Origin of the sequence: Arcicella aquatica (assembly GCF_034928825.1) — a bacterium.
Taxonomy (GTDB): Bacteria; Bacteroidota; Bacteroidia; order Cytophagales; family Spirosomataceae; genus Arcicella; species Arcicella aquatica.
The window spans coordinates 1-20,617 of sequence record NZ_JAYFUL010000055.1 but is presented as its reverse complement, the minus strand read 5'-3'; the positions used below and the strand labels follow the sequence as shown (position 1 = coordinate 20,617).

The 20,617-nt window shown below is 35.7% G+C and carries 18 protein-coding genes and 1 pseudogene; 11 read left to right on the top strand and 8 right to left on the bottom strand.

Going from position 1 to position 20,617, the window contains the following annotated elements; genetic code table 11:
- The first annotated feature begins 97 nt into the window (after positions 1-97).
- Together VB264_RS21810 and VB264_RS21805 are read left to right on the top strand one after the other, a co-directional pair.
- Complete coding sequence (locus VB264_RS21810) at positions 98-1,027, top strand: helix-turn-helix domain-containing protein (RefSeq protein WP_323252974.1); 930 nt, start codon at positions 98-100, stop codon at positions 1,025-1,027.
- A 92-nt stretch (positions 1,028-1,119) separates the two neighbouring features.
- The gene (locus VB264_RS21805; protein ID WP_323252973.1) at positions 1,120-1,887 is read left to right on the top strand and encodes an SDR family NAD(P)-dependent oxidoreductase; all 768 of its coding nucleotides are present in this window, start codon (positions 1,120-1,122) and stop codon (positions 1,885-1,887) included.
- Between the two features lie 495 nt (positions 1,888-2,382).
- Here VB264_RS21805 and VB264_RS21800 read toward each other — a convergent pair whose 3' ends face one another.
- Together VB264_RS21800 and VB264_RS21795 are read right to left on the bottom strand one after the other, a co-directional pair.
- Positions 2,383-3,309, bottom strand: a complete 927-nt coding sequence (locus VB264_RS21800; RefSeq protein ID WP_323252971.1) for a hypothetical protein — start codon at positions 3,307-3,309, stop codon at positions 2,383-2,385.
- 84 nt (positions 3,310-3,393) lie between these two features.
- On the bottom strand, positions 3,394-3,762 hold the full coding sequence (locus VB264_RS21795) for a winged helix-turn-helix transcriptional regulator (RefSeq protein ID WP_323252969.1): 369 nt from the start codon (positions 3,760-3,762) through the stop codon (positions 3,394-3,396).
- Between the two features lie 123 nt (positions 3,763-3,885).
- Between VB264_RS21795 and VB264_RS21790 the strand changes: the two genes are divergently transcribed.
- The 4 genes from VB264_RS21790 to VB264_RS21775 all read left to right on the top strand — a co-directional run bounded on the left by VB264_RS21790 (position 3,886) and on the right by VB264_RS21775 (position 7,066).
- On the top strand, positions 3,886-4,680 hold the full coding sequence (locus tag VB264_RS21790) for an SDR family oxidoreductase (protein WP_323252967.1): 795 nt from the start codon (positions 3,886-3,888) through the stop codon (positions 4,678-4,680).
- Between the two features lie 23 nt (positions 4,681-4,703).
- Positions 4,704-5,021, top strand: a complete 318-nt coding sequence (locus VB264_RS21785; protein ID WP_323252966.1) for a nuclear transport factor 2 family protein — start codon at positions 4,704-4,706, stop codon at positions 5,019-5,021.
- Between the two features lie 126 nt (positions 5,022-5,147).
- Positions 5,148-5,978 (top strand): helix-turn-helix domain-containing protein, encoded by an 831-nt coding sequence (locus tag VB264_RS21780; RefSeq protein WP_323252964.1) that lies wholly within the window; start codon positions 5,148-5,150, stop codon positions 5,976-5,978.
- A 185-nt stretch (positions 5,979-6,163) separates the two neighbouring features.
- Positions 6,164-7,066, top strand: a complete 903-nt coding sequence (locus tag VB264_RS21775) for an alpha/beta fold hydrolase (RefSeq protein ID WP_323252962.1) — start codon at positions 6,164-6,166, stop codon at positions 7,064-7,066.
- 103 nt (positions 7,067-7,169) lie between these two features.
- Here the strand turns inward: VB264_RS21775 and VB264_RS21770 are convergent, their stop codons facing one another.
- Positions 7,170-7,589, bottom strand: coding sequence for a hypothetical protein (locus VB264_RS21770; protein WP_323252960.1), 420 nt, complete (start codon positions 7,587-7,589; stop codon positions 7,170-7,172).
- A gap of 179 nt (positions 7,590-7,768) precedes the next feature.
- On the opposite strand from VB264_RS21770, the pseudogene VB264_RS25145 reads away from it, so the two are divergent.
- Positions 7,769-8,110, top strand: a pseudogene (locus VB264_RS25145) (IS1 family transposase); the annotation flags it as partial.
- A gap of 30 nt (positions 8,111-8,140) precedes the next feature.
- On the opposite strand, the gene VB264_RS21765 reads toward VB264_RS25145, so the two are convergent.
- The 3 genes from VB264_RS21765 to VB264_RS21755 form a co-directional block, all read right to left on the bottom strand.
- Positions 8,141-8,305 (bottom strand): hypothetical protein, encoded by a 165-nt coding sequence (locus VB264_RS21765; protein ID WP_323252958.1) that lies wholly within the window; start codon positions 8,303-8,305, stop codon positions 8,141-8,143.
- 162 nt (positions 8,306-8,467) lie between these two features.
- Complete coding sequence (locus VB264_RS21760) at positions 8,468-8,734, bottom strand: pectinesterase family protein (protein ID WP_323252956.1); 267 nt, start codon at positions 8,732-8,734, stop codon at positions 8,468-8,470.
- Positions 8,735-8,740: 6 nt separating this feature from the next.
- Complete coding sequence (locus VB264_RS21755) at positions 8,741-10,384, bottom strand: glycoside hydrolase family 28 protein (protein ID WP_323252954.1); 1,644 nt, start codon at positions 10,382-10,384, stop codon at positions 8,741-8,743.
- A 691-nt stretch (positions 10,385-11,075) separates the two neighbouring features.
- On the opposite strand from VB264_RS21755, the gene VB264_RS21750 reads away from it, so the two are divergent.
- A complete protein-coding gene (locus VB264_RS21750) occupies positions 11,076-11,537 on the top strand; it encodes an SRPBCC family protein (protein WP_323252952.1) in 462 nt (153 codons plus the stop codon).
- Between the two features lie 96 nt (positions 11,538-11,633).
- Here the strand turns inward: VB264_RS21750 and VB264_RS21745 are convergent, their stop codons facing one another.
- Entirely contained in the window at positions 11,634-12,962 is a 1,329-nt protein-coding gene (locus tag VB264_RS21745) for a sigma-54-dependent transcriptional regulator (protein ID WP_323252950.1), read from the bottom strand.
- Positions 12,963-13,323: 361 nt separating this feature from the next.
- On the opposite strand from VB264_RS21745, the gene VB264_RS21740 reads away from it, so the two are divergent.
- A complete protein-coding gene (locus VB264_RS21740) occupies positions 13,324-15,237 on the top strand; it encodes a YgiQ family radical SAM protein (protein ID WP_323252947.1) in 1,914 nt (637 codons plus the stop codon).
- Positions 15,238-15,446: 209 nt separating this feature from the next.
- Positions 15,447-17,570 (top strand): outer membrane protein assembly factor BamB family protein, encoded by a 2,124-nt coding sequence (locus tag VB264_RS21735; RefSeq protein ID WP_323252945.1) that lies wholly within the window; start codon positions 15,447-15,449, stop codon positions 17,568-17,570.
- 87 nt (positions 17,571-17,657) lie between these two features.
- Here the strand turns inward: VB264_RS21735 and VB264_RS21730 are convergent, their stop codons facing one another.
- Positions 17,658-19,106 carry an arabinose isomerase gene (locus VB264_RS21730; protein WP_323252943.1) on the bottom strand — a complete coding sequence of 483 codons (1,449 nt, stop codon included), beginning with the start codon at positions 19,104-19,106 and terminating at the stop codon, positions 17,658-17,660.
- 382 nt (positions 19,107-19,488) lie between these two features.
- Between VB264_RS21730 and VB264_RS21725 the strand changes: the two genes are divergently transcribed.
- Entirely contained in the window at positions 19,489-20,448 is a 960-nt protein-coding gene (locus tag VB264_RS21725; RefSeq protein ID WP_323252940.1) for a sugar phosphate isomerase/epimerase family protein, read from the top strand.
- The last annotated feature ends 169 nt before the right edge of the window (positions 20,449-20,617 follow it).

Below are 20,617 nucleotides of genomic sequence, written 5' to 3'. Positions count from 1 at the left end.
TTTTGAGTATCATCAACATAGGATTTACTCTTCATATTAAATCTTATCTTCTACTATTTGAAACAATTAGCTATATTTGAATTTTACAAATATACTGATGAGCTCAATAACAATAAAACAATTTTATGAGGAAATTTTTGGAGGTAATAATCCAGATTTAGATGATATTTTGAGTGTTAATATCAATAAAGACATTGGACATTTTAATGTTTTTGATATAGCCGAAATGTATAAAGTAGCTAAGGATAAACCAGAAATGCCTTACAACAGGAGGACTTATTACAAAATAAGCTTAATTTCTGGCAAGAATAAAGTGGAATATGCTGATAGAACCATCGAAGTATTGGAGTACGGAATTTTATTTGCAACGCCCAAAATACCATACAATTACACTCCTCAAGACAACAATCAAGCGGGACATTTTTGTGTTTTCACTAAAGAATTTTTGGCTAAATCAAAAATAGGAATAGATATAGATATTCTTCCTATTTTCTCTAATCAGAGTGAGTTTATTTATCAAATAACGAAGGAACAGTTTGAACAAGTTGATACTCTGTTTGGTAAAATGCACACAGAAATTAATTCAGATTACGAATATAAATATGATTTATTACGCAATTATTTGATGGAGTTGATTCATTATGGTCAAAAACTAAAACCTATCACCCCTATTGGAAATATCAAAACTGCTTCTGCCAGAATAACATCTTTATTTATTGAACTGTTAGAACGTCAATTTCCCATAGAGAACACTACGCAAATTTTGGTATTGAAAACACCAAAAGAGTATGCTACTACTTTAGGCATACACGTAAATCATCTCAATAGAGTACTGAAAGAAACCACAGGAAAAACTACAGGGGAAATCATTGCCAGCAGAATAAACCAAGAGGCGAAGGCATTACTCAAACAAACACATTGGAATATTTCAGAGATTGCCTATACCTTAGGTTTTGAAGAAGTGGCTCATTTTTCTAACTTCTTTAAAAAGCATAGTGAAAAGTCACCTTTGACATTTAGAGAATAGTTGTTTGATTCTTGCAAATATCGCTTTGATTCTTACAAATCATTATTATCCTATTATTCGCAACTTTGCATTGTAATCAAAAACAAAAAACAATGACAAATAATGCAAATAAAATCGTCTTATTAACAGGCGGTAGTCGTGGACTTGGTAAAGAATCAGCACTTCAATTGGCGAAGAATGGCTTCGATGTTATTATTACTTTTCAAAATAATAAAGCAGATGCTGAAAATGTGGTAAATGAAATCAAAGCATTAGGAAGAAAATCGTCAAGCCTTCAATTAGATTTGGGGAAAGTAGCTTCATTTGACGGATTTGTTTCAGAATTGAAAGATATTTTGGAAAAAGACTTTGGGAAAACTAAAATTGATTCATTAGTCAATAATGCAGGAACAGGCTACTATGCTTCTATTGAAGATACCACAGAAGCTGGCTTCGATGAAATGGCAACTACACACCTAAAGGCTCCTTTTTTCCTTACGCAAAAATTACTTCCATTCATTAATGAAGGCGGAAGTATTGTCAATACTTCTTCTGGTCTAGCTCGTTTTAGCTATCCCAATTATGCTGCTTATGCCATTATGAAAGCTGGTATTGATTCATTAACACGTTACCAAGCATTAGAATTTGGTGCTAAGAAAATCAGAGTTAATTCAATCGCTCCTGGTGCTATCGCCACTGATTTTGGTGGTGGTGCTGTAAGAGACAACCAAGCATTAAATGATATGATTGCAGGCAATACAGCATTAGGAAGAGTTGGTTTGCCCGATGATATAGGAGGTGTTATCGTATTTTTATGCTCAGAAGAGTCAAAATGGATTAATGCCCAAAGAATTGAAATCACGGGTGGTGTTCATATTTAATGCTTTGTGTTCAGTGCCAAAGTGTGCTTGGCGTGTCATACCAACCATTTCGAGGAAACAATAACATCTTAATCAGAGCAATTTTAAAGTAATTCCATAAAACATCAAAAAAGGCATGGCTCTAAGGGTTATGCCTTTTTTGTATTTTGCCAAATTAGGAATACACCAAAAACACTTTTTTATGTATGGGTAAAAAGTACAACTAAAAGCGAAAAGCGTCCATTGAAGCGCACCGTAATTCGCCCCAACTTTGTATCATCAAAAAACAACAACATTTATAACAGATACAATCATGAAAAAGACAGTTTTAGCAATCGTAATTTTAGTTTCTCTTTTTACTAATTTAAAATTGTACTTGAAAAATTAAACATTCAAAGATTATTAATTGGCTAAAAGAAGCGTTTGAATTGTGACATGGACACGCTATGGCAATTTATGCAACCTTCAAAGGGAAAACCGAATGATAGGAGAAACAACGAACAAATATATCTTAAATTACGCCTTCGTTTCTCTGTAAAAAAAGCGGAGTTGCTTTACTCTCTTTTTCACTAATTTATTCTTCATCGGTTCAAATGTTGAGATGACCTTATCTTTTTCTTTAATATAAATTACGAATGGTTGGTTTAGTCTATTTGTCAGATGGTAAATAGACACTAGTTCGGCAATATCCTCATGCCATGAAGCCGTACCATAAAGTGATGGAAACGGGGTTTTCTTGAGTGTACCATATATTTCTGGGGCAGATGTAATTGGCTGAATTTTACCACTTCTGAAGCGTGTTTTTTCTAATAATGGATTAGTAAACTTTGCCACTGGGGTATTCAATTTACTCCATATATCTTTAGTAAATGCTGTAGGTATAACCAAAGAGTCTTTTTTGTCTAGGTGTGGTGCAAGGTTTAAAATGGCATCTACAACATGGGTAGCCTCATGCAATAAAACATATTGTATTGCATCTAATTTCCCAGCATCTATGAATATTTCGAATCCTGAATTTTTAGGATTGTTGAAAATGGTTCTTTCTTTCCATGTTGCCCATTCAGAAATCGTTTCTTTCAGAATTCCTGCCCGAAAAGTAATATTAAATTGTTTTGTAGAATCAGCCGTTTCAACTGGCGAAGTCAGTGCTGTATTTGGCATATTGTCCATAAAACTAATACTCTGCAAATGCTCTTTCAGTATTTTTTTATACAATGGTGGTAATATAGCAAAGGCTTGCTCTACTTTCTCTTTTTCTAATGCTGTCAGTACATGGTTTGATGGCTCCATTCCAGCTTCAATAAACATGTTAAAAACACTCTGAGGAGCTATCAAAATACGATTCTCGGGAAAGGTACTTTCTTCACTTTTGATGGACTGAGCTGTAAGTTTATTCAATAACAAAAAGAAGAAAAGTGCAACAATTAGGTTTTTCTTTATCATACAAATAATTATTTTAATTACTGAGGGTGAGACACAAATGTATTCACTTCAAATTTAAAAAGATAAAATAGCAGTTTTGAAAATCTATTGACTTCCCAAATCTAAACGTTTTAAAATAACCGACCGTAAATGTTCTTCATTTTCATCGCCCCACTGACCCAAGGCTGAAAGTACAGGAATCAAGGTCTTGCCAAATTCGGTAAGACTATATTCTACTTTTGGCGGAACGACTGGATAGATTTTTTTCGTAACCAAGTCGTGGTCTTCTAATTCTTTCAACTGAATATTTAAAACCCTTCTTGAAGCATCAGGTATTTTGCGTTGAAGGTCACTCGGGCGTTGATGCCCTTCATTGATAAACCACAACAAACGGATTTTCCATTTGCCGTAAAGCACTTCGCCAATCAAATCCAAACCACAATTAAGGTTCGGTAAAATTTTCCTTTCATACATAAAACAAATTTAAACCACAGTTCCAAATTGTGCAATAGGGGAAAAATTTATCCCTATGTGAATCGTATTTCCGTAATTGCTTTATATCAATGTACGGCTGAAATTTGCTCAAAAAAACAACCAATGGAACAGGAATTTAATTTCAATAATGAATTATCAGGGAAAATTGCTTTGGTAACAGGCGGAACAAAAGGTGCTGGAAAGGCTATTGCCGAACGACTGTTAAAAGCAGGTGCAATTGTAATAATTACAGCAAGGAATGCTCCCGAGGAAACAAACGAAAAACTACATTTTATTTCAGCTGATTTAAGCAAACCAACAGGAACACAAAAAGTAGTTGACGAAATTTTAGCAAAATATGGCAGATTAGACATTCTAGTAAACAACTTGGGAGGATCTGAAACACAAGGTGGTGGCTTTACCGTTTTGAGTGATGAAGATTGGGAACAAACCATTCAAACCAATTTATTAGCACCTGTTCGTTTAGACCGAGCATTTTTACCGCAAATGATAAAACGTAAAAGTGGTGTTATCATCCATATTGCTTCTATTCAAGGCAAGTTGCCTTTGTATGATTCTACCCTACCCTATGCCGCCGCCAAAGCTGGCTTAATCAATTACAGCAAAAGTTTATCAAACGAAGTATCACCAAAAGGGGTACGAGTACTTACTGTTTCACCAGGCTGGATAAATACTTCCGCTTCAAAAGCAATGATGGAACGTATTGCCGAAAGTTCAAATATTAGCGCAGAACAAGCTACTCAGAGCGTTATGGATGCTTTGGGTGGAATTCCTTATGGTAGGCCTGCACAGCCTGAAGAAGTTGCCGAGTTAATTGGCTTTTTAGTTTCGCCAAGAGCCAATTACCTGACGGGAACAGAGTTTGTCATTGATGGCGGAACAATTCCAACAATTTAATAATCTAAAAAAAAAACAAAAAGATGAATTTACCGAATGTAATCGCAGATTTAACAAATGCACAAAACAATTTCGACAGTGTGGCTTACGCCAATTGTTTTTCCGAAACTGCCGTAGTTTTTGACGAAGGAAAAAATCACAATGGAAAAACGGAAATCCAACAATGGATTAAAAAAGCCAATGAAGAGTACCAAGCCGTTATGAAACCTCTTGAATATGCTTCAACAGATGAAATTCTAAAAGCTGAAGTTTCGGGCAATTTCCCAGGAAGTCCTATTGTTTTAGCGTATCATTTTAAATTAAAAGACGGACTGATAGAGTCGTTGAAAATAACAGGCTGATAAACGAGGGCAACGAACAACTACATTTTTTGTGGTTGCAAGTCAAAAAGGCTGTAGAGGCTTTTAGTTTTTAACATCTTATATGGTTTTATATTTTTATATCTTTATGGCTGATATATATGAAATATGATTAAGCAATTTAACTATAAACAATTTGGTAGCATCGACTTGGCTGTATATGACAACACTGCCAAGTCAATGAACACCATAGAAGACCACATAAAAATCATCTTTATACCTCAAAAATATGGGATTAAAGTTGACTTTCAAGAATTTAGTTTGCCACATGATGCCTTACTATTTGTGAATCCCCAAGTAGTAATACAGCCATTGAAAATAGACTTAGTAGGTGCCGAATTAATTCATTTTAACAGAGATTTTTACTGCATAGAAATCCACGACCAAGAAGTGGCTTGCGATGGTATTTTGTACAATAATGTTTTTGAAGTTCCTTTTATTGAATTAGATGAAAATCAATCGAAGGATATTCAGAAAATTATCACTGACGTAAAATCTGAAATGCAATCGCAAGATGCCAGTACAGAAGAAATGCTCAGGATTTTATTAAAACTAATTATTTTAAAATCGACGAGAATTTGGAAGCAACAACATCAATTAGCTGAAAATGAACAATATTTGGATGTTCAGTTTTTGAGGAAATTCAGCAAATTGGTCGAGCAGCATTACAAAACACATCACACTGTGGCTGATTACGCTGATATGCTATCTATCACTCCAAAAAGTCTAAGCAAAAAAATAGGTTTACTCAGTAAAGATACTCCCAACGATATCATCAAGAATCGGATAATCTTAGAAAGTAAACGTCTGTTGGCTCATACTTCTCTATCAGTTAAAGAAATTGCTTATAGTTTAAATTATGAAGACGATGCCTATTTCGTCCGATTTTTTACTAAAAATACGGGCACCTCTCCTACATCCTTTCGAAAGCAATTCTGACTTTTGGAATCAATTATTGCATAAGCATGACCCAAAAGTCATGCTTTTTTCATTGCTATATTTCCATTTTCTATGATTAGGGCAAAAAGTGCAATTCAAGGCGAAGTCCGTCCATTGATGGGCTTCGCTATTTGGAAGAACTTTGCATCATCAAAATAATCATAAACAATTTAATTATTAACAAAATGAAAAAATCAGTTTTAGCAATCGCAATTTTAGTTTCTCTTTTTACTAACAGCCTAATGGCACAAAACAAAAGAGTTGTAGCTTCGGAAGGCCGAGCGGAGTACATAGAAGTAGAAAAGAATGTACGTCTACATGTAACTGACCTTGGAAATGGTCAACCTATCGTCTTAGTTCACGGGTGGCCATTAAGTGATGCCATGTACGAGTATCAATACCAATATTTGGTTCAGAAAGGATTTAGAGTTATTGGTATTACATTACGAGGTTTTGGTAAATCAGACAAACCATTTGGAACTTATAATTATGATGTATATGCTGATGATATTAAAGTCGTTTTAGACCAACTGGGTATCAAAAATGCAACTTTGGGAGGTTTCTCAATGGGAGGTGCAATATCATTACATTATGTTGCTCGACACAACGCCGCTCATGTGAGTAAACTTGCCTTGTTTGGAGCTGCCGCACCTGTTTGGACAAAAAGAGCCGACTTTGCCGTTGGATTTACTAAAGACCAAGTAAATGAACTCATTGATTTGAGCCGTACTAACAGACCTCAATTATTAGAGAATTTTGGTAAAATATTTGCCGCTTCAGAAACATCCGTATCGGCTGGAATAGGAAATTGGTTGGGTGGAATCAATCTGGAAGCATCTCCTTATGCAACAACACAAAGTCTAATAGCTTTGAGAGACACTGACTTACGTCCAGAATTGAGTAAAATAACGATACCAGTAGCTATTTTCCACGGAGTAAAAGATAAAATCTGTGACTTTGCTTTAGCTACAGAAATGCAAAAAGGTCTTAAGAATTCGACTATCATTCGATTTGAAAATAGTGGACACGGCTTATTTGTTGAAGAAATGGAAAAGTTCAACACTGAATTGGAGAAATTTGCGAAATAATAAAGAGGCTGTTTTTGCTCAATCGAGGTTTAGAACGAACGTTTTAAACCTCAATTTTTGAGTACACACTTGGCCAGAGGTGATTATTAAAACTTCAATATCGCTATTCTTTCTTATCCAAAACAACACCGTTTTCAGGGTCTTTTAATAAGATACTATTTTCGTCTAAAAGCCCTTTCATTTGCTCATAAGGAAGTTTTTCAAGATTTTCATTTTTCAACTGGAAGGAACTAATATGCCCATCTGGCTCGATTAATTTAATGATTTTACAGCGACAAAGCGCATTTTCTGGTTCATTAATTACTTCTTTTACGGTCAATCCTTTGCCTAATTTGATATATATTTCCCTAATACCGATAATTTTATTTCGCTCGCCTATATCAAAATTCCAAGAAGCAGAAATCACACTTGCAAATGTTTTGTCTTTTTCTAGTTTTAACAGCGAATGTTTGGGAGATGGATTTTCAGGAGCATTCTTTACCCGAGAGTGAACAGATACCAACCACGGTGATTCAAATTGCATAAAACCTTTATGATTAAAATTTGGGTAGTGTTACAGAATGTATGCTCAGTTCTGAGTTAAATCACAAGAGGGCAATAAGGTTGTGGTTTAAAACTCATCATGAACCTTGTTTTGAGGGAACCTATGAGCGTGTAATTATTGACGAAATGTGGAGTTAGGTTGGTAAACGTAAGGAATCCAAAAGGTGGATTTGGTACGCCTACTGTGCCAATACTCGCAAGATTTTAGCGTTTCAAATCGGTAAACGAAACGATAAAACCTGTCAAAAGCTATTCAAAAAACTAAGTCATTTGACCATAAAACATTACTATACTGATGACTGGCGGTCTTACAAAAAACATATTCCACCTGAAAAACACACAATTTCAAAAGCTAAGACTCAAAAGATAGAGAGACAAAACCTCAATTTTAGAACTCATTTGAAGAGATTATGTCGTAAAACTATCTGTTTTTCAAAAAAGGATGATATGCACTATGGGTTTATAAAGGCTTACATATGGCTTAAAAATGCCGCAATCTAACAGCATACATTCTGAAACACTACCCTTTATTTATTGCATGGTGGTATTGGGCATTTTAATGACTGGCTTGCCAAATCTCCAATTTTTACATATAAATCTATCGCCTTCTACATGCAATGCTACAGCCTGCCCCACTCGTCCTGACGTATTTTGAATCGTGAGGTTTTCGATAATAATATCAGGGGCATCAACCAAAACGGTAAAGGAATTATAAGTACTAAATTGACTTTTGCCTGTAGCATCTTTTTGTCCATTAGGATATACTTTTCCAGAAAAATCATCATTTGTAATGATAACACCGCCCCTGCTTTCGCCCAGTAAGTGAAGGTTAGGTTTGTTAGGAGGAATGACAACCTTTTAATGATAAACTCCATTTTTAATAAATAGCGTTACTCTTTCTTGGGAATGGTTACGAAAAGCCATTATGGCTTCTTGTATCGTTTTGAAATCCCCTGAGCCATCTTGGGCAACCGTAAATTTGGTCGGATATTTTGAATTTTGGGCAAAAGAATCCGCTAATCTTGCTATTAAAAGCAGGATAAAGAGTATTTTTTCATGTGTCGAGTATAATGAATGTTTGAGCCTAGCATTTAGGAGAGATAAGTAGTTTACCTCTCCTAGCATAATAGGTTATTTTACTAAAGCCGCTTCTGTCGCACCGTCTTTCCACGTTATCTTTTGTTGTGCTTTCTCGAAGTCAGTATTAAGGACTTTGATATTTTGGCTACGATGTCCTGCGATGGTGAAAAATCTTTTGGCAGTTGCTCCCAAAGTAATTTTATCAAATACCAAAGCTTGGCTATTTTCGATAGCAACAATAGGCTCTGTTTTTGCTGTATAAAGCGTAATATTTTTGCAGGTAATTTCAGCAGCATCTATCAATTCTACGCCGATTTCAGATTGTAAAGTTGCATTTTCAATCGTGATATTCTTAACAGGCATTTCTGGTAAACCACGAATAAAAATTCCTTTGGTAGCACCATGACAAACAATATTTTCAAATTTCATGTTTCTGAAAATTGGCGTGCCTTCATTTACTACAGGACTTTCGTCTCTTGGGCTATCAGTAGCAAATTTTACGAAATAATACATATCAAAGAAAATAGCCTCTTGTGCTATGTCTTTCATATAAATATTTTTAGCATAAATATTTTCTACAATACCACCTCTACCACGCACTGATTTGAATCTTAGGCCCTTATCAGTACCCATAAAAGTACAGTCGTACACAAAAATATTACGTGCCCCGCCACTCATTTCGCTACCTATTACAAAACCTCCGTGACCATTATACACTACATTGTTACGAATAACGCCATTTTCTGTCGGCATGCCACGTTTGCGTCCTTCTTCATCTTTCCCTGATTTAATACAAATAGCATCATCGCCTACATCCAAAGCACAACCTTCTATCAAGAAATTCTTACAAGATTCAATATCCATCCCATCGCCATTATGTGCATACTCTGGGTTTTTCACAGTCAGATTTCTGAAAGTAAGGTTTTCAGTCATCAGAGGGTGTAAACACCAAGCAGGAGAATTTTGGAAAGTGATGCCTTCGAGCAATACATTTTTGCATTGCGTAAGTACTACCAAATTAGGACGTAAAAAATCTTTTATATCCGCAAAATCTTGAGGTTTTTTACCTTCTGTCAATAACATACTTTTGCCCTCAGTACTAGCCTTTAAAAACTGTTCACTTGGGTACCACACTTTACCGTCAGGTCTTACAATTCCTCCCGAAGCAACTTTTTCTTTCCACTCTCCTTCTGTCAATTGTGCTTTATTCACTGCACGCCAAACATCCCCGTTGCCATCTATAATTCCTTTACCAGTAATGGCTACATTGACAAGCCCAATACCTGAAATTGGCGATTGATTACGAGCAGCCTTTTTGCCTTCATAACTTCCTTCTACCAACGCGTATTTACTTTTATCTGTTGTAAATAAAAGCGTAGCTGCCTTTTGGAGGTGTAAGTTTACATTACTTTTTAATTCGATAGGTCCTGTTAACCACAAGCCTTTAGGAACTAATACGACACCACCACCTTTTTTGCTACAGGTTATAATAGCATTATTGATGACCTCTGTATTAAGCGTTATACCATCAGGCTTTGCTCCTTTTGACAGGATATTAATAGTGTCTTTTCTAAATGTGGGTTGTACAACTTTGGGCAAATGTTCCCAATTGTACTCAGATGATTTTTGAGCTGCTGCATTGAAAGTAGATAATGTCCAAAAGGCAACCATCCATCGTAAGTGTGTACATTTCATGAATAATGATTTTTAATTTTAGTAAATTTTAAGCGATAAATTGTCAGCTTTAGTATTAAACTCAATCAGTTATATTAACCTAAAGCATCCTACTTATCGTTTTTTAAGGTTAATTTATAACTTACCTTAAATCAATCTGATAAGGTAGTTTATGGTAAGCACAATAAAGAATCATGACAGATTCTAGCTGTCATCAAAGCTTATTATGTATGCACGGAGATAATGATTTTTGCTATGGAAGAGCATTAAACACGAACAAAGTTGAGCTATCATTCGGTTTACTTTCCCGAAATTCTCACATTCTTTCTAAGCAAACAAATATTTTTTTTGTTTTTTTTATGCAATCGTTGCCGGCAACGTTGCCAAATCAATAAATTTACATTTTCAGCCCTGAAAGTATAAACAACTGAGAAGGAAGCCCTATAGTGATATTGGAAATACGAAAATATGATTCCTACATTTGTTGTTCTTAATACTAATCAAAGCAATAATTGTATCTTTCTAATAAATCTGATTAACAGGAACACTTGGATTAAATTCTTGCTCAGACTTTAGCCCATTATTTATCCTTATTATTATCTGTTAAAAATAATTGAACTAGACAGTCGCATATTCTTGGTATTAGCTAATAAATATTTTTTATCTTAACCTTTGATGAATTAGACTATTTGAGCAATGAAATTTTATACAGATGGCATCAGAAATTATCTCGACAACTCCAGACTGTGAGATTGTAACTTCAAGAATTGTAAATGCATCAAAAGACATTGTTTATAAGGCTTGGACCGACCCAAATCATTTAAAAAATTGGTGGGGACCAGCAGGATTTACCAATACTTTTAACGAGTTTGACCTAAGAGTAGGGGGTAAATGGAGTTTTATCATGCACGGGCCAGACAAAGGGAATTATGCCAATGAATGTGAGTTTATAAAGATAGATAAGCCAAACCTTATTGCGTGGAAACGTCATTCTAAGCCACTATTTCAAGTAGTGGCAACTTTTGATGAAGTATCTAGCAACAAGACAAAAGTTGTTTTTAAAATGCTTTTTAATTCAGCAGAGGAATGTAATAAGTTAAAACCATTTGTTATCGATAAAAACGAGGAAAACATGGATAGACTTGAGAATGAATTAATAAAAATGATTGCTTAAAGCTACTGTTAGGTTTTGTATTATTTATTTCCCGCTGATTTGCAAAGATAAATAACGCTGATTTTTGGAGATTTTAAAATAATAACTCATTCACAGCTAATTTATTCCATATTCTTCAATTTTGCGATAAAGGGTTGTCAGCCCAATATTTAATAAACGAGCAGTTTCAGTTTTGTTGCCTTTTGTATGTTTGAGTACTTTTTGAATATGTTGTTTTTCAATAGTTTGTAAATCAAAAGAGTTGATTTGACTAGCAACATTTTCACTAGGAAATTGAATAGCAATCGGTAAACTATCTATGGTCAATTGCCCATTTTCATTCAGGATAATGGTTCTTTCAATTACATTTTTTAACTCTCGGATATTACCTTTCCAGTCATAATTTTCTAGTTTCTCAAGAAATTCATGTTGTAAGTCACCAATCGGAATATTGAATTTCTTTGAAAAATCTTTCGTAAAGAAACGAGCGAGCACCTCAATATCTGTTTTTCGTTCACGAAGAGGTGGTAGAGCAATTTGAAAAACCGAAAGTCTATAAAATAAATCCGAGCGAAAATGCCCTTCGTTCACTTCCTGACTCAAATCACGATTAGTGGCTGAAATAATCCGAACATCTACCTTGATAAGTTTGGTATCGCCTACTTTCATAAACGTTCCTGTTTCAAGTACTCTTAACAATTTGGCTTGCAAATCCAGCGACATTTCACCGATTTCATCCAGAAAAATAGTACCTCCATCGGCTTCTTCAAACAACCCTTTTTTATCTTTGGTAGCTCCTGTAAAAGAACCTGCCTTATGTCCAAACAATTCAGATTCAAGAATTTCCCTAGAAAACGTAGCACAGTTTACGGCCACAAAATTCTTGGATGCTCTTGTGCTTTCCTGATGAATGGCATTAGCAAAAACCTCTTTCCCTGTTCCTGTTTCGCCTGTCAATAAAACAGTTGTATTAGTTTTAGCTACTTTTAGCGCTAAACTGATTACCTCCTTAATCTGTTTAGATTTTCCAAGTACTTTCTCAAAACCTTGATGCGTATTCTGAACCGTTAATGGTTGATTTTGAACTTTATCCATTGCCAAGCTAAGCATAGGCAATATTTTTTCGTTATCGTCTCCTTTTACTAAATAATCAAAAGCGCCATTCTTCATGGCTTTGATGCCATCCTGAATAGTTCCATAGGCAGTCATTACGATGATTTCGAGCTGAGGATATTTTTCTTTAAACTTTTGGGTAAACTCCACACCATTGCCATCAGGTAATTTTACATCTGATAATACCACTTGTATCGCCTGATTTTCAAGGATTTTCCAAGCAGATTTTAAATCTCCTACTTCTGTAACAGCATAATCTTCTAACTCAATAATCCTCTTGAGTAGCCCCCTAAGTTGCTTTTCATCATCAATAATCAGTACCCTTCCTTTCATCCTCTTTTTTTCTCTGTGCTATTGCCCAATTTGACTTATATTCGGCTAAATTAATGTTTTTTTAGCATTTCGACTTTCACGTTCTTCCAAAGAGAAATTAAAATCGAAAAAAGTTTTGAAGTATATCTCTCTGAGTGGGCACGATTTATGATTAATAAGCAATGGCTTGTATCATTAGAATTTGTTGTAAAATATTAGCCTTTGTTGTTTGCAAAAGTCGTTTAATAACTGTGCTTAAAATGAGTAAACTCCTTTTAATTAGCCAATTATAAATTTGCCAATCATTAATAAATAGTATTTATCGGTTTAATAATTCACTAGAAATGACTTTTGTCATTGATTTCTTGCGTAATTTTGTGTTATGATTGAAAGACCAATAACCGACTGGTTACCTCTGACCAAAAAAGAGGTGGAAAAACGTGGATGGGAGGAATTAGATGTAATTCTAATTTCAGGGGATGCGTATGTAGATCATCCAGCTTTCGGAACGGCTGTGATTGGTCGTATCATAGAAAGTGAGGGGTTTAAAATTGCCATTGTGGCTCAGCCCAATTGGAAAGATGATTTACGTGATTTTAAAAAATTAGGGAAACCAAAATATTTCTTTGGCGTAACGGCTGGTTGTATGGATTCAATGGTGAATCATTATACTGCCAATAAACGTTTGCGTTCAAATGATTCATATACACCAGGTGGCGAAGCAGGCTATCGTCCTGATTATGCTACTACCGTTTATACCAAAATCTTAAAGGAGTTATACCCTGATGTTCCAGTATTAATTGGTGGCATTGAAGCGTCTCTTCGCCGTGTCACGCACTATGATTACTGGCAAGATAAGCTTTTGCCTTCTATTCTATACGATTCAGGAGCTGATATGTTGGTCTATGGAATGGGCGAACAGCCTCTTCGTGAAATTTTACGCTTGGTAAAACAAGGCGTTCCTTTAGATACAATTCGCAACATCAACCAGATTTCGTATTTACAGCCCTCTACCGAGCCCCTTGGAGAATTCAACAATTGGGATACTGTGGAGATTTCAAGTCATGAAATTTGTTTGAAAGATAAAATCAAATACGCTGCTAATTTTAAGGTAGTGGAAGTGGAATCGAACAAATGGCAAGCCAACAGAATTGTTCAGAAAGTAGGCGATAAAACATTGGTGATTAATCCTCCTTTTAAAACAATGGAGGAAAAAGAAATGGATATTTCTTTTGATTTGCCTTATACTCGCATGCCGCACCCTAAGTATAAAAAAAGAGGCCCGATTCCATCTTATGAGATGATTAAGTTCTCGATTAATATGCACCGCGGTTGTTTTGGGGGATGTAGTTTCTGTACGATTTCAGCACATCAGGGGAAATTTATTGCCTCTCGCAGTGAGAAATCAATAATGAAGGAGGTGGATCAAATTGTGAAACACCCTGAATTTAAAGGATATATCTCTGATTTGGGCGGTCCTTCGGCCAATATGTATCAAATGAAAGGAAAAGATGAATCAATTTGTAACCGTTGTCAAAGTCCGAGTTGTATTCACCCTGTTATTTGCTCAAACTTGGATACTTCACACACTCCGCTGACGGAGATTTACAAAAAAGTGGATGCTCATCCAAGTGTCAAAAAAGCTTTTGTTGGGTCGGGTGTTCGTTATGATTTATTGGTGGATGATTTCAATAAAAATAACCAAGACGGTAACCATGATATCTACATGGAGCAGCTGATAACTCGCCATGTTTCTGGTCGTTTGAAAGTTGCTCCAGAGCATACTTCTGATGCTACCTTAAAAGTAATGCGTAAGCCCTCTTTTAAATATTTCAGAAAGTTTAAGGAGAAATACGATAACATTCAGGCGAAGCATAACTTAAAACAACCGTTGATTCCTTATTTTATTTCATCACACCCAGGTTGTGAAGAAGTTGATATGGCAAATCTTGCTGCTGAAACCAAAGATTTAGGATTTCAATTGGAACAGGTACAAGATTTTACCCCAACACCTATGACAGTGGCAGAAGTAATTTATTATTCTGGGGTACATCCTTATACCTTACAGCCCATCATCACAGCAAAAACCAAGGAAGAAAAATTAAATCAGAATAATTATTTCTTTTGGTATAAACCTGAATTTAAAGATTGGATTCGTAAGCGTTTGCACAAACTCAATCGCCCAGATTTGGCTGAACGTTTGTTGAAAAGCCAAAAGCAGGCAGCCATTGATAAGGTGCTAGGTGAAGACCTTGTCTCTAAGACACAGAAGAAAAAAAATAATTTCAGACGATAAAAAATAAGGTGTTCAAAATTATATAATTTGAACACCTTATTTTTTTATATTCTTCTCCAAGGCTTTCAGTATAAGCACCTATAGCAAAAGTATGAATAAAGTCATAAAATATGTAAATTTGAAAAGCCTTAAAATGTATCTGGATGCTGCATTGAATCTCATTTACGTATTAAGAACTATAGACTGAGTACAACTAAATTGACAACTTTATGCAAAAAATCTATCTAGTATTAGCATTTTTGGCGACAGCCTTATTAACAGCGGCTTATTTGCCAGAAAAGGATAATCCCAATAATGAAAATACTGGATGGAGCGAATACCTAGGAGGACCAGACCGTAATCACTATTCTAGTCTCACCCAAATCAACAAATCAAATGTCAGTCAATTAAAAGTAGCTTGGGAATATCATACCCTTGATTCTGGGCAAGTACAATGCAACCCGATTATAGTAAATGGCGTAATGTATGCTGTTACAGCTACCAATAAACTCTTCGCTTTGGATGCTGCTACAGGCAAGGAATTATGGAAATTCACTAATACAGCAAACGTTTCTCTTAATACCAATCGTGGCGTTACCTATTGGGAAAGTAAAGATAAAAATGATGCTGACGTACCTAGAATTGTTTTTGCACTTGGTTCTTACTTATATGCAGTTGATGCTAAAACCGGACAACCAATAGAACGCTTTGGTGATAAAGGAAAAGTAAGTTTAAAAGAAGGCTTGGGAAGTACAGCCATCAATAAATTTGTTATTTCAAATACCCCTGGTACTTTATACGAAGATAACATCATCATGCCCTTACGTCTTTCAGAAGGAGCAGATGCCGCTTTGGGCAATGTACAAGCTTTTAATGTACGCACAGGAAAACTGTCTTGGGTTTTTCATACTATTCCCGAGCCAAACGAATTTGGATACAATACTTGGCCGAAAAATACCTATAAAAATACAGCAGTTGGCGGAGCCAACAACTGGGCAGGAATGGCCGTTGACCGTAAAAGAGGAATTGTTTTTGTGCCTACTGGTTCTGCGGCATTTGATTTTTATGGTGGAAATCGTAAAGGACAAAACTTATTTGCCAATTGCTTGATTGCCCTCGATGCCCACACAGGCAAAAGATTATGGCATTTTCAGTTTGTTCACCATGATATTTGGGATAAAGACTTGCCTGCTCCTCCAAACTTGGTAACCATTACAAAGAACGGGAAGAAGATTGATGCTGTCGCTCAAGTAACTAAAACAGGACACGTATTTGTATTTGATAGAGTAACGGGGAAGCCCTTGTTTCCTATCAAAGAAACGCCTTTCCCTAAATCAACCATACCCGAAGAAAGCACGTGGTCAACACAGCCAATTCCTACTTTGCCTGCTCCTTTTTCTAGGCAAACAATTACTGAAGCAGATGTTAACCCTTATTCAGACGACAAAGTAGCTTTATTAAAAACCATCAAATCATCTCAAAGAGGTTTATTCCAACCTCTTAACAAAAAAGAGACTTTGTTATATCCTGGTGCCGATGGTGGTGCTGAATGGGGCGGTGCAGCCGTTGACCCTGACGGTATTATGTATGTAAATGCCAACGAAATGGCTTGGATATTTAGCCTAAAATCAACCCCAAAAGAAGATGAACTTGCACACTTGAGTCCGGGACAAAGATTGTATACCAATACTTGTTTAGTATGTCATGGCAAAGAACTCAAGGGAAATCCTAAAAGTGGCTATCCTTCGCTAGTAGATATTTCTCAAAGAAGAGATCGTGAGTATGTTACTAAAATCATTGCTTCAGGAAAAGGAATGATGCCAGGCTTTGGTCATTTGTCAGCTATTGATAGACAAGCCTTAGTAGCGTTCTTGTTTGGAGATGAAAAGGTAGAAGCAACTGTTGCAAGCTCAAAAGCTAAGACGCCCTACATCCCTTATCAATTCAATGGTTACAACAAATTCATTGACGCTAAGGGCTATCCTGGTATTCGTCCGCCTTGGGGAACACTTACTGCTATTGATTTAAATACTGGTAAACAACTTTGGCAAAAGCCATTTGGAGAATATCCAGAACTAAAAGCAAAAGGTATTCCTACCACTGGCTCTGAAAATTATGGAGGCCCTGTTGTTACAGCGAGTGGCTTATTATTCATCGCCGCTACGAAAGATGGTATGTTCAGAATTTTCGATAAAAAGACAGGTGATATTCTTTGGGAAACGAAGCTACCAGCCGCTGGTTTCGCTACACCAAGTACCTATCTGTTGAATGGCAAACAATATATCGTTATAGCCTGTGGGGGTACTAAGCTAGGTACTAAAAAAGGAGATAGCTATATTGCTTTTTCGTTATAAAATATAACAGTCGGCTATCACAACGATGACCGACTATCTATCGCCTGTATGAGGCTATTTTGATGAATCATCTTTGTCTCTAGCCTTTTAGCAGACCTGAATAACATCCATTGCTAATAAAGCCCCTAACTTATTTATCTTAGTGGCAATATGCCCAACCCCAATAGCACAATGGTGTGCTGGTCCATGACTATTCCAGTCGTTTACAAATTTTCTGGCACCCACTGAGAATTTATAGCGACTATTTGTATTTCCAATTTCAAGAATTGGTCCTGCTACTGATTCGCCTTCCGCTACCAAAAGCATTAAGCCCCCTCCCCTTTTTTCTACGACAGATAATAACGTAACTGGTCCATTTTTCACACTCATTTCTACGGATACACCTTTTCCAACTTTTCCATGATATACTTTCAAGGGACGAACTTTAGTTTTTCCTTCGGCAATAGCAATGTGCCCTGGGCCATCGTGCCCCATCAATACAACATCATCTTTAAAATCCATGGCATAATATTCCGTAAAAGAGCCTCCTACCCCAAAGCTATCCATAATTTTCATGGCCTGTGCATTCTTGACTTCGTATTCACCCGCGACAGGTACACCATTGGCCGTTAGCAAGGAATTGCCCAGAATGATAGAGGCAATGGCATCTTCATTTTCTGGATTTCCCGTTCCTTTGTAATAATAAGCCATAGAGCCTAATTTATACTGAGCGACCAATCTGTCTAATGCTACAGAGGTAATCGCAGCTTTTTCAAGTTCATCAATAGGGCAATCACTTTGAACATCAAAAACTTCATAAAAATAATTCAACCTTGTTTGCATCTCCACTTGACTAACTTCTTTTCTGAGGATAGCCAATTCTTCCACTTCTAGCAATTCGATATGTCCCCCAAAATGAGCATATTGTTGGGTTAAATCTGAATAAATATCTAGCATTCCACTATAATAATGCCCCATGCATCCCATGCGGTTATAGGTCATGATATATTTTACTTTGGCTGCTTCTACCCACTCATTTATTTCATTCCAACATGCTGGGTCATCATGAAGCATCCCTGTTATCTGATGAAATGTTATCCCTACTCTATTAAACACATTCGCAATTTCAGGTACAGGACAAGCGGAACAATAAGCAAGCCACTCGCCCGTCATCTGAGTACGGTCGGACATGGCATTGAATTGCTGATAATTAATGGCTGAGGCTGGAGCAAGATTCAAAATGATGACTGGTAGTTTGGCTCTTTGTACTACAGGCAAAACGGTTGACGAAAGTGCATAGGTGGTTACATATAAAAATATGATGTCTACATCTTCTGTCTTAAAAGTCCTGCCTGCGTCAAAAGCCTTGTCTGGCGAATCTACTAATCCCACATTGATAATATTGGGGTGAATCGCTGCTATTTTCTCTTCAACTACTTTAAGATACCCTTCCAAACGCTCTTTTAGTCCTTCAAACTGAGGCCAATAAGTGTCTAATCCTATCCCAAATAACCCTATTTTAAGCGTTGCAGTACTTTCTGTATTTACTTGTTTCATTTTATAAAACGTTTCATGGATTTATTAAGCGAGGATACAATGCTATCAAAATATACATTTTGACAATTGACATATTTGCCAAAAAACTATTCTATTATAATTTTTTTACAAATAAATAGTATTTATCACACCATTTAAATAGCATTTGTGATTGAAATATTGCACTTTTTGATATTCTCATCAAATACTTTATTCTGATGATTTAAGATTGACCAGTTTTTATTTATAATTATTTCAATAAAAATATTTAATATTTTGGTAAGAATGTATTTTTTTGTACTATTGTATCATAATGATAAAATAATATCACTTCAGTGTTTATCCAATTTAGAAAATCAATCAAAAACACAATACATATATCTTAAATCAACCTGAAAATTACATGAATCAAAGAAGAGACTTCCTCAAAAAGATGGGACTGGCAAGTGCAGGCTTACTGATGGCGCAGTCAGAAATGCTAATGGCACGGTCGTTTGCTAAGCCTAAACAAATAGGCTTACAATTATATACCCTTCGTGATGAATTATCAAAAGATGTAAAAGGAACTATCAGTAAAGTTTCAAAAATTGGCTTCAACCACGTTGAAACTTTTTTTGGTTATACTGGTGATACTAGCAAAGATTTATTTTGGAATTTAAAAGCAGGTGAATTAAAGCAATTATTATCAGACAACAATCTGGTAACACACAGTGGCCATTATCAGTTAAACGACTACCTTACCCCAAACAATGGTAAAGATGATGCTCTCAAGTTTCAAATTGAACAAGCCGCCACTTTAGGACAAAAATATTTAGTTGTGCCAGTACCTCCATTTGGTTTAATCGACAAAATGACTTTGGATGATTATAAGTTTATGGCAGCACAATTAAACAAAGCTGGTGAATTGTGTCATAAATCTGGGGTACAATTGGGTTATCATAACCATTTTTGGGAGTTTAAGATTTTACAAGATAATAAATCGGGATATCAAGTATTGTTAGAAGAAACAGAACCTGATTTATTAAGTTTTGAATTGGATTTGTTCTGGACAGTGAAAGCAGGGCAAGATCCTGTAGCGTTATTCAAAAAATATCCAAAACGTTTTGTCATGTGGCACGTGAAAGATATTGATAAACAATTCGCCAAAGCAGTTTATCCAGATGCCAACAAAAAAGGCATTTTCGATACTTTACGCGAAGTGAAATTTACTGAAGTAGGTACTGGAGCGGTTAATTTCAAAGAAATTTTTGCGCATAACAAAGACCTTCAATACATTTTTGTAGAACAAGACCAGATTTATAAAGAAGATAAATTTGAAAGTGTTAAAATGAGCTACGATTATATTAAAAAGAATCTTATTTAAGAATAGGGTTATTATTCTCAAAATCATTTATCCTTAGCGAGTGACTTGAATCCTACTGATTACCCACATCTTTTAGATAAGATAAAAAAAATTAAGAACTTGTAGCATGGAAATGTTTTTAGGTATAGAAAAAAAATATCTGTTCACAATTTGGGAGATTATCGTTTAA

Coding starts and splice junctions, on each gene's coding strand:
- VB264_RS21810 (WP_323252974.1), top strand. CDS start 98: ATGAGCTCAATAACAATAAAACAATTTTATGAGGAAATTTTTGGAGGT.
- VB264_RS21805 (WP_323252973.1), top strand. CDS start 1,120: ATGACAAATAATGCAAATAAAATCGTCTTATTAACAGGCGGTAGTCGT.
- VB264_RS21800 (WP_323252971.1), bottom strand. CDS start 3,309: ATGATAAAGAAAAACCTAATTGTTGCACTTTTCTTCTTTTTGTTATTG.
- VB264_RS21795 (WP_323252969.1), bottom strand. CDS start 3,762: ATGTATGAAAGGAAAATTTTACCGAACCTTAATTGTGGTTTGGATTTG.
- VB264_RS21790 (WP_323252967.1), top strand. CDS start 3,886: ATGGAACAGGAATTTAATTTCAATAATGAATTATCAGGGAAAATTGCT.
- VB264_RS21785 (WP_323252966.1), top strand. CDS start 4,704: ATGAATTTACCGAATGTAATCGCAGATTTAACAAATGCACAAAACAAT.
- VB264_RS21780 (WP_323252964.1), top strand. CDS start 5,148: ATGATTAAGCAATTTAACTATAAACAATTTGGTAGCATCGACTTGGCT.
- VB264_RS21775 (WP_323252962.1), top strand. CDS start 6,164: ATGAAAAAATCAGTTTTAGCAATCGCAATTTTAGTTTCTCTTTTTACT.
- VB264_RS21770 (WP_323252960.1), bottom strand. CDS start 7,589: ATGCAATTTGAATCACCGTGGTTGGTATCTGTTCACTCTCGGGTAAAG.
- VB264_RS21760 (WP_323252956.1), bottom strand. CDS start 8,734: ATGCTAGGAGAGGTAAACTACTTATCTCTCCTAAATGCTAGGCTCAAA.
- VB264_RS21755 (WP_323252954.1), bottom strand. CDS start 10,384: ATGAAATGTACACACTTACGATGGATGGTTGCCTTTTGGACATTATCT.
- VB264_RS21750 (WP_323252952.1), top strand. CDS start 11,076: ATGGCATCAGAAATTATCTCGACAACTCCAGACTGTGAGATTGTAACT.
- VB264_RS21745 (WP_323252950.1), bottom strand. CDS start 12,962: ATGAAAGGAAGGGTACTGATTATTGATGATGAAAAGCAACTTAGGGGG.
- VB264_RS21740 (WP_323252947.1), top strand. CDS start 13,324: ATGATTGAAAGACCAATAACCGACTGGTTACCTCTGACCAAAAAAGAG.
- VB264_RS21735 (WP_323252945.1), top strand. CDS start 15,447: ATGCAAAAAATCTATCTAGTATTAGCATTTTTGGCGACAGCCTTATTA.
- VB264_RS21730 (WP_323252943.1), bottom strand. CDS start 19,106: ATGAAACAAGTAAATACAGAAAGTACTGCAACGCTTAAAATAGGGTTA.
- VB264_RS21725 (WP_323252940.1), top strand. CDS start 19,489: ATGAATCAAAGAAGAGACTTCCTCAAAAAGATGGGACTGGCAAGTGCA.